The sequence below is a fragment of the Streptomyces carpinensis genome (assembly GCF_002154505.1).
Taxonomy (GTDB): Bacteria; Actinomycetota; Actinomycetes; order Streptomycetales; family Streptomycetaceae; genus Streptomyces; species Streptomyces carpinensis.
Genome location: NZ_MUBM01000155.1, coordinates 19,715 through 28,781, shown reverse-complemented (window position 1 = coordinate 28,781; position 9,067 = coordinate 19,715). Strand labels below are relative to the sequence as shown.

Annotated in this window: 7 protein-coding genes; 6 read left to right on the top strand and 1 reads right to left on the bottom strand. The window is 70.9% G+C overall.

The annotated features are described in order from the left end of the window. The coding region (locus BZY54_RS20970) for a DEAD/DEAH box helicase (protein ID WP_167414034.1) at positions 1–2,304 on the bottom strand (2,304 nt) is incomplete at its 3' end. A gap of 80 nt (positions 2,305–2,384) precedes the next feature. Here BZY54_RS20970 and bldG point away from each other — a divergent pair. The 6 genes from bldG to BZY54_RS20940 all read left to right on the top strand — a co-directional run bounded on the left by bldG (position 2,385) and on the right by BZY54_RS20940 (position 8,912). After that, positions 2,385–2,726, top strand: coding sequence for an anti-sigma factor antagonist BldG (gene bldG, locus BZY54_RS20965; protein ID WP_009189842.1), 342 nt, complete (start codon positions 2,385–2,387; stop codon positions 2,724–2,726). Between the two features lie 106 nt (positions 2,727–2,832). Next, on the top strand, positions 2,833–3,264 hold the full coding sequence (locus BZY54_RS20960) for an ATP-binding protein (protein ID WP_086726722.1): 432 nt from the start codon (positions 2,833–2,835) through the stop codon (positions 3,262–3,264). Positions 3,265–3,598: 334 nt separating this feature from the next. Continuing rightward, entirely contained in the window at positions 3,599–6,004 is a 2,406-nt protein-coding gene (locus tag BZY54_RS20955) for a sodium-translocating pyrophosphatase (protein WP_086726721.1), read from the top strand. A 196-nt stretch (positions 6,005–6,200) separates the two neighbouring features. Further along, entirely contained in the window at positions 6,201–6,815 is a 615-nt protein-coding gene (locus BZY54_RS20950; RefSeq protein ID WP_086726720.1) for a small secreted protein, read from the top strand. A 117-nt stretch (positions 6,816–6,932) separates the two neighbouring features. After that, complete coding sequence (locus BZY54_RS20945; protein ID WP_086726719.1) at positions 6,933–8,462, top strand: DUF7059 domain-containing protein; 1,530 nt, start codon at positions 6,933–6,935, stop codon at positions 8,460–8,462. Between the two features lie 252 nt (positions 8,463–8,714). Continuing rightward, the gene (locus BZY54_RS20940; protein WP_086726718.1) at positions 8,715–8,912 is read left to right on the top strand and encodes a hypothetical protein; all 198 of its coding nucleotides are present in this window, start codon (positions 8,715–8,717) and stop codon (positions 8,910–8,912) included. Positions 8,913–9,067: the final 155 nt, after the last annotated feature.

The following is a 9,067-nucleotide window of genomic DNA, read 5'->3' as shown; positions in this document are numbered from 1 at the left end:
GGCCATCCCGGCGGCGCGGGCGGTGTGGAAGGCGCGCTCGGCGAAGCCCGCGCCGCCGGGATGGCCGTCGTAGACGAAGACGGTGGGCAGAAGCGTGTCGGGGTGCAGCGGGATGGAGACGCCGCCGATGTCCCAGCGGTCGCAGGTGGCGAAGAGCGGCAGCATGCCGATCGACGCGTGTTCGGCGGCGTGCAGGGCGCCGCCGAGGATCTCCGGGTTGATCCGGGCCTCGTCGAGCTGGTGCTCGGTGACCGTCCACCACACCGCGCGGGTGCGCAGCGTACGAGGAGGGAGATCGAGTTTCGTCTCGCCCAGCACTTCACCGGTGATGACACGCCTGCGGAGGAAGGAGACCACCTGGTTGGTGACCTCGACGGAGCCGTAGCAGAGGCGGCCGTCGCCCCAGGGGACCTCGATGTCCGTCTCCAGGACGGAGATCGCCGTCGTGTCGCGGGCGACCGTCGTGTACGGCGGGTTGGCCTCCTCGACCAGGGCGACCGAGTCGTCCAGGTCGAGGGAGCGCACCAGGTACGTGCGGCCCTGGTGCAGGTGGACCGCCCCCTCGTGCACGGCCGTGTGCGCGGCGGCCTCGTCGACCGTGCCGAGCAGCCGCCCGGTGCCCGCCTCGACGATCTGCACCGGGCGTCCGCCCTCCCCGCGGATGTCGGTCAGATCCGCGGCCCGCTCCCGGCGCGTCCAGTGCCAGGCCCGGGTCCGCCGGCGCAGCAGCTTCGCGGCCTCCAGCTGCGGCAGCAGCTCCGCGCAGGCAGGTCCGAACAGCTCCACGTCCTCCTCGGTGAGCGGCAGCTCGGCGGCGGCCGCGCACAGGTGCGGGGCGAGGACGTAGGGGTTGTCCGGGTCGAGGACCGTGGACTCCACCGGCTGGTCGAACAGGGCCTCCGGGTGGTGGACGAGGAAGGTGTCCAGCGGGTCGTCGCGGGCCACGAGCACCGCCAGGGCACCCTGGCCGGCGCGGCCCGCCCGGCCGGCCTGCTGCCACAGGGAGGCGCGGGTGCCCGGGTACCCGGCGATCAGCACCGCGTCCAGGCCGGAGACGTCCACGCCGAGTTCGAGGGCGGTCGTGGCGGCCAGGCCCAGCAGTTCGCCGGAGTGCAGGGCGCGCTCCAGGGCGCGGCGTTCCTCGGGGAGGTAGCCGCCCCGATAGGCCGCGACACGCCCGGCCAGCGGGCGTTCGATCTCGGCCAGCCGTTCCTGGGCGATCACCGAGATCAGTTCGGCGCCGCGCCGGGAGCGGACGAAGGCGACCGAGCGCACGCCCTGGAGGGTGAGGTCGGTCAGCAGGTCGGCGGTCTCGGCGGTGGCCGTGCGGCGGACCGGGGCGCCCTTCTCGCCCTGGAGTTCGGTGAGCGGGGGCTCCCAGAGAGCGAACACCAGTTCACCGCGCGGCGAGGCGTCGTCGGCCACCTCGACCACCGGCAGGCCGGTGAGCCGGCGGGCGGCCACCGAGGGCTGTGCCGCGGTCGCCGAGGCGAGCAGGAAGACCGGCGAGGCGCCGTAGCGGGCGCACAGCCGGCGCAGCCGGCGCAGGACCTGGGCGACGTGGGAGCCGAAGACACCCCGGTAGGTGTGGCACTCGTCGATGACGACGTACTTCAGGGCCCGCAGGAAGGAGGACCAGCGGGGGTGCGAGGGCAGGATCCCGCGGTGCAGCATGTCGGGGTTGGTCAGGACGTAGTTGGCGTACTGGCGGATCCACTCGCGTTCCTCGACCGGCGTGTCGCCGTCGTACACGGCGGCCCTCACGGAGCTGCCCAGCGGCCGGGCGAGGTCCCGCACGGCGCGGCACTGGTCGGCCGCGAGGGCCTTGGTGGGGGCGAGGTAGAGCGCGGTGGCGCCACGGCCGTTCGGCGCTTCGGAGCCCTCCAGCAGCGTCGACAGCACCGGGACCAGATACGCCAGGGACTTGCCGGAGGCCGTGCCCGTGGCGACGACCACGGAGTCGCCGTCGAGGGCGTGCTCGGCCGCGCGCGCCTGATGGGCCCAGGGGTGTTCGATCCCGCACGCCTGGACGGCCGCGACGACCTCCGGGCGAATCTCTGCGGGCCAGACGGCATGGCGACCCGCCCGCGGGGGCAAGTGCTCCGTATGAGTGATGCGCACAGCCCTGCTCGGCCCGGAGGCGAGCCGGTTCAGAACCGCGCCCGGAGTCAGGCGGGTTGCGGGGTCCGTCGGGGATCGATCGGATCGGTGATTCTTGGCCATTGGCACCGAGTGTGTCACCGGCGTGACGGACAATGGAGCTAAGGCGTCGTGCACGCCTGCCGGTAAGTGATTGAATGCCATCGCGGCTGGCGAACCGTCCTGGGGGCCTCTGCCGAGGTGCCCGATGGGCGACCGCTCGATAGCAAGGTGCTGGAGGATCCGTGGACCTGTCCCTGTCGACCCGTACCGTCGGCGATCGTACGGTCGTCGAGGTCGGTGGCGAAATCGACGTATATACCGCGCCCAAGCTGCGCGAGCAGCTGGTCGAGCTGGTGAACGACGGGAATTTCCACCTCGTCGTCGACATGGAGGGCGTGGACTTCCTCGACTCCACCGGTCTCGGCGTGCTGGTCGGCGGTCTGAAGCGAGTGCGTGCCCACGAGGGCTCGCTGCGCCTGGTCTGCAACCAGGAGCGCATTCTCAAGATCTTCCGTATCACCGGTCTGACCAAGGTGTTCCCGATCCACACCTCGGTCGACGAAGCGGTGGCGGCCACCGATTGACCGCCGGCCCCGGGCCGGTGTCCGGGGCGGAAGAACTTCACGCGGGGGACTGGGCTGTCGGCGGCCCGGCCCCGTGACAGCACGCCCGTAGCTCCTAGGGGGATGCATGGCCACCGTCGAACTCCGCTTCAGCGCGCAGCCCGAGCATGTCAGGACCGCCCGGCTGGTGGCGGCAGCGGTGGCGCGCAGGGCCGGAGTGGACGAGGCCGTCCTCGACGAGGTCAGGCTCGCCGTCGGCGAGGCCTGTTCCCGTGCGGTCGGGCTGCATCAGAGCGGCGGCATCGCGGCACCGGTGACGGTGATGCTGATCGAGGAGGAGAAGGAGTTCTCCATCGAGGTCGGCGACGAGGCCCGCCACGCGACGCACGCTCCCGGGGACGCTCCGGGCGCCGTGGACGAGGCGGAGGCCGAGGAGGACGAGATGGGCCTCGCGGTCATCAGCGGACTCGTCGACGACGTGAAGGTCACGGCCGGGGAGGACGGCGGCTTGATCAAGATGACCTGGCCGACCGCACCGCCCACCGCCGTGCTCGCCTGAGGCGGCCGCTCACCGTCCCTGCCGAAGTCTCCCGAAGGGCCCCACCCGAGTGGGGCCCTTCGGCATGTCGGCGCGTCGGAGGGCGCCATGTGGGTGACCGTGCCTACAGTGGGTCTACAGGATTTCGTGAAATCCTTCACGATCGATAGCCCGATAATGGATCAAGGGTCAATGCTTTTGAGGCATTACCGCTTTCGGGTTCCGTGTCGCCCGACGATCATTTGCTGAGAAGCGTGTGAAGGCTGATTCCATTTACCGCACACTGTTTTGATCAGGTCCGGGTACCTACAATCCGTCCACATCTTGAGCTCAGCCCAAGCGTCAAGGAGGACGAATGGCGGGGCTTTCTACCCCTCATCAGTTGGGCCAACCCACAACCTTCGCAGCCGCAGTGCTGACGCACGACAATCGGATCATCGTGGCGGTCATCGCGGCCGTCGCGCTGGCCGCGCTCGTGGTCGCAGGCGTCCTGGTGCGCCAGGTGCTCGCGGCGGGTGAAGGCACCGACAGCATGAAGAAGATCGCGGAAGCCGTGCAGGAAGGCGCGAAGGCCTATCTGGGCCGTCAGCTGCGCACGCTCGGCGTATTCGCCGTCGTGGTGTTCTTCCTGCTCATGTTGCTGCCCGCGGACGACTGGAAACAGCGCGCCGGACGGTCGGTGTTCTTCTTGATCGGTGCCGCGTTCTCGGCGGCCACCGGCTACATCGGCATGTGGCTCGCCGTGCGCAGCAATGTGCGTGTCGCCGCGGCGGCGCGGGAAGCGACTCCGGCGGAGGGTGAGCCGGAAAAGGATCTCACCACCGTTTCGCACAAAGCCATGAAGATCGCTTTCCGTACGGGCGGCGTCGTCGGCATGTTCACGGTGGGGCTCGGCCTGCTGGGCGCCTCCTGTGTGGTGCTGGTGTATGCGGCCGACGCGCCGAAGGTGCTGGAGGGCTTCGGCCTCGGCGCCGCGCTGATCGCGATGTTCATGCGTGTCGGCGGCGGCATCTTCACCAAGGCCGCCGACGTCGGCGCCGACCTGGTCGGCAAGGTCGAGCAGGGCATTCCGGAGGACGATCCGCGCAATGCCGCGACCATCGCCGACAATGTGGGCGACAACGTCGGCGACTGTGCGGGCATGGCGGCCGACCTCTTCGAGTCCTACGCCGTCACGCTGGTCGCCGCGCTCATCCTCGGTAAGGCGGCCTTCGGCAACGACGGGCTCGCCTTCCCGCTGCTGGTGCCCGCGATCGGTGTCGTGACCGCCATGATCGGCATCTTCGCGGTGGCACCGCGACGCGCCGACCGCAGCGGCATGACCGCGATCAACCGCGGCTTCTTCATCTCCGCGGTGATCTCGCTCGCCCTGGTCGCGGCCGCCGTCTACACCTATCTGCCCTCGTCGTACGCCGACCTGACCGGCGTCACCGACACGGCGATCCGCGGCAAGGACGGCGACCCGCGGATCCTCGCCCTGGTCGCGGTCGCCATCGGGATCCTGCTCGCCGCCGTGATCCAGCAGCTGACCGGCTACTTCACCGAGACCAGCCGGCGGCCGGTCCGCGACATCGGCAAGACCTCGCTCACCGGCCCGGCCACCGTCGTCCTCGCCGGCATCTCCGTCGGCCTGGAGTCGGCCGTCTACACCGCCCTGCTGATCGGCCTCGGCGTGTACGGGGCGTTCCTGCTCGGCGGCACGTCGATCATGCTCGCGCTGTTCGCGGTGGCGCTGGCCGGCACCGGCCTGCTCACCACGGTCGGTGTGATCGTCGCCATGGACACCTTCGGCCCGGTCTCCGACAACGCACAGGGCATCGCGGAGATGTCCGGCGACGTCGAGGGCTCGGGCGCCCAGGTGCTCACCAACCTGGACGCGGTCGGCAACACCACGAAGGCCATCACCAAGGGCATCGCGATCGCCACCGCCGTGCTCGCGGCGTCCGCGCTCTTCGGCTCGTACCGCGACGCGATCACCACCGGCGCGCAGGACGTCGGCGCGAAACTGTCCGGGGCCGGCGCGCCGATGACCCTGATCATGGACATCTCGCAGCCCAACAACCTGGTCGGCCTCGTGGCCGGAGCCGCGGTCGTCTTCCTCTTCTCCGGACTGGCCATCAACGCGGTGTCGCGGTCGGCGGGTTCGGTGGTGTTCGAGGTGCGGCGGCAGTTCCGCGAGAAGCCCGGGATCATGGACTACACCGAGACGCCGGAGTACGGCAAGGTCGTCGACATCTGCACCAAGGACGCCCTGCGCGAACTGGCCACACCCGGGCTGCTCGCCGTCATGGCGCCCATCTTCATCGGGTTCACCCTCGGTGTCGGCGCGCTCGGCGCGTACCTCGCGGGCGCCATCGGCGCCGGCACGCTGATGGCGGTGTTCCTCGCCAACTCCGGCGGTGCCTGGGACAACGCCAAGAAGCTCGTCGAGGACGGCCACCACGGCGGCAAGGGCAGCGAGGCCCACGCCGCCACGGTCATCGGCGACACGGTCGGTGACCCCTTCAAGGACACCGCCGGTCCCGCGATCAACCCGCTGCTGAAGGTCATGAACCTGGTGTCGCTGCTCATCGCGCCCGCGGTCATCAAGTTCAGTTACGGCAGCGACAAGAGTCTCGGCGTACGGATCATGATCGCGGTCCTCGCGCTGGCCGTCATCGTCTGCGCGGTCTACATCTCCAAGCGGCGCGGAATCGCCGTGGGTGACGAAGACGACGCCGAACGAGTGTCCAAGCCTGCCGACCCCGCGGTGGTCTCGTAGGCATCCGTACAACAGGCACATCTCAAGAGGCGGGCGGGCGACGCGATCCAGGCGTCGCCCGCCCGCTGCGTGTGCGCCCGGACCCATTTCCGTGAGCCTTCTCTCGCATGGTGCAAATGGCTGCAAGACGGGCCGTATGGGGCGTTCGAGTCCTGGTCGTCGGCCATCCGGCGTGTATGTTCCGGGGCCGAGAGCCATGGAAGGGACCAAACCGGTGAACAAGAAGCTCGCGGCCGCACTGTCCGGCGGTGCGGTACTGGTACTGGCACTGACGGGGTGCAGCGGCAGCAGCGCCGACGGCAAGAACGACGCGCTGGACGCCTGGGCCAAGCAGGTGTGCGAAGGGGTGCAGCCGCAGGCGAAGAAGATCGAGGCCGCCAACGCCGCGATCCAGAAGGAGACCTCGGACAACAGCTCACCGGCAGACGTCCAGAAGACCGACGCGCAGGCCTTCCAGGACATGTCCGACGCCTACAAGGCGATCGGCGCCTCCGTGAGCAGTGCCGGCGTGCCCAAGGTCGACGGCGGCAAGAAGAAGCAGCAGGACGCGGTCAAGGAGCTCGACGACCTCGGCGCCTCGTACGCCTCGCTCAAGCAGCAGGTGGACAAGCTCGACACCAAGGACCAGGCGAAGTTCGCGGACGGCCTCAAGGACATCGCCACCCAGCTGGACAAGCTGAGCAAGAGCGGCAACGACGCCCTGAAGAACCTCGAGGAGGGCGACGTCGGCAAGGCGATGGCCAAGCAGCCGAGCTGCAAGTCCGCCGCCTCCGCTTCCGCCCCCGCCTCGGACTCGACGTCGAACGGCTGACCTGTCCGCCCGGCCGAACGGCCGACCGGCCACCCCGGACGGGCGCCGTACGCGCGCGTGCCGCCGCGGCACGGCACGCGCGCGTGCGATGCCGGTGCGAGCCGACACAATGGGTGCGTGAGTGACTCCAGCCTGCCCGCCCCGACCGCCCTGCCCGCCGCCGACCGCCCGGATGTCGCCGCTCGGCTCCGGGACGCCCTGCTCGGCGCCTCCTTCACCGCCGACGGACTGCTCGAACTGCTCGGCGCGCCCGCGTACGCGGCCCTGGCGCGCAGCGAGACCGTGCCCGCGCTCAGGGCCACACGCGGCGACACGCCGCTGGAGCTGCTCGTCCGGCTGTTCCTGCTGCAGCAGCCCGTGCCGCACGCGCGCGTGGCGGACGTCCTGCCGGTGGGGGACTGCCTGGAGGCCGGCTGGCTGACGCGCGTCGGCCGGGACGAGCTCGCCGCGACCGTGGACGTCAGGCCCTACGGCGGGCTCGACGGCGAGGACTGGTTCATCGTCTCCGACCTGGGCTGCGCGGTCGGCGGCGCGGGCGGCATCGCCAGCCGCGAGGAGGGCGTCGTCCTCGGCGTCGGCGGCGCCTCCACCACGCTGGCCGGCATCACGGTCCGCACGCCCGTCGGCTCCGCGCTCGACGTCGGCACCGGCTCCGGCATCCAGGCGCTGCACGCCGGCAGGCACGCCACCCGAGTGACCGCCACCGACGTCAACCCGCGCGCGCTGCACATCACCGCGCTCACGCTGGCGCTGTCCGGTGCCCCGGCCGCCGATCTGCGCCAGGGCTCCCTGTTCGGACCGGTCCGTGACGACGAGACGTTCGACCTGATCGTGTCCAACCCGCCCTTCGTGATCTCCCCCGGCGCCCGCCTGACCTACCGGGACGGCGGAATGGGCGGGGACGATCTGTGCCGCACGCTCGTTCAGCAGGCGGGGGAGCGGCTGAACGAGGGCGGGTTCGCACAGTTCCTCGCCAACTGGCAGCACGTGGAGGGGGAGGACTGGCAGGACAGGCTCAGGTCGTGGGTGCCCCGCGGGTGCGACGCGTGGATCGTGCAGCGCGAGGTGCAGGACGTCACGCAGTACGCCGAGCTCTGGCTGAGGGACTCGGGCGACCACCGGCGCGACCCGGCGGAGTACCAGGCGCGGTACGACGCCTGGCTGGACGAGTTCGAGGCCCGCAAGGTGAAGGCCGTGGGCTTCGGCTGGATCACCCTGCGCCGGACGGGCTCGGCCGTGCCCTCGGTCACCGTGGAGGAGTGGCCGCACCCCGTCGAGCAGCCGCTCGGCGGCACCGTGCGCGCACACTTCGCCCGCCTCGACTACCTGCGCGACCACGACGACGCGGCCCTGCTCGACGGACACTTCCGGCTCGCCGGCGAGATCGTGCAGGAGCAGGTCGGGCTGCCCGGCGCCGAGGACCCGGAGCACGTGGTGCTGCGCCAGCAGCGCGGGATGCGCCGGGCCACCACGGTGGACACCGTCGGCGCGGGGTTCGCCGGTGTCTGCGACGGGACGCTGAGCGCCGGCCGCATCCTGGATGCCATCGCCCAGCTGGTGGGCGAGGACCCGGCGTTGCTGCGCGAGCGGACGCCCGCGCAGATCCGGCTGCTGGTGGAGCAGGGCTTCCTGGAGCCGGCGGGCTGAGGTCGGGCGGGCCGGGGGAGCGACCCGAAGCTTACGAAGCGAGAGGCGTGGGACCGGCCGGGAGCCGATGGGACGAGGGCGGCGGTCCAACTTTTTCGGTCAGGGCCGCCGACGCTTGTGAGCCACATCCGGATTACAGCGCGTGAGCGGGAATGGATGCCCGTCCGCCCCCCGTTCACCAAGGGTTGGCTCGGCCGCCGCCCGCGCGTGCCAGCCTCCCCGACCGGGGCTCCGGAACGGGGAGGGACGTACATGGAGAGCGGGCCGGCGATCTTCACCGGGGCGGTGTTCGCCCTGTTCGGAGTGGTTCTGCTGGGGTGGACGGCGGTCCGGGTGCGACACCGGGAACCCGTCGCGCTCGGCGTGCACCAGATCACGGCGGCGACCGCCGCAAGCGTGATCGGCCTGGGGGCCGTGGCCCTCGGAGCGTGGTGTTTCTCACTCCAGTGAGGGCGGCCGCGGTACCCCGGTCCGCGTAACCGGCACGTCACGGTGTGTGCCCGGCCGATTGGGCGGGTGGGTGGTCCGGGCGGCAGGAAGGGCTGTAGTCGGGTTACCGTTCGAGTGGCCGTTGCGGGCTTTTCCCGTTTGACACGGGGGCGGGC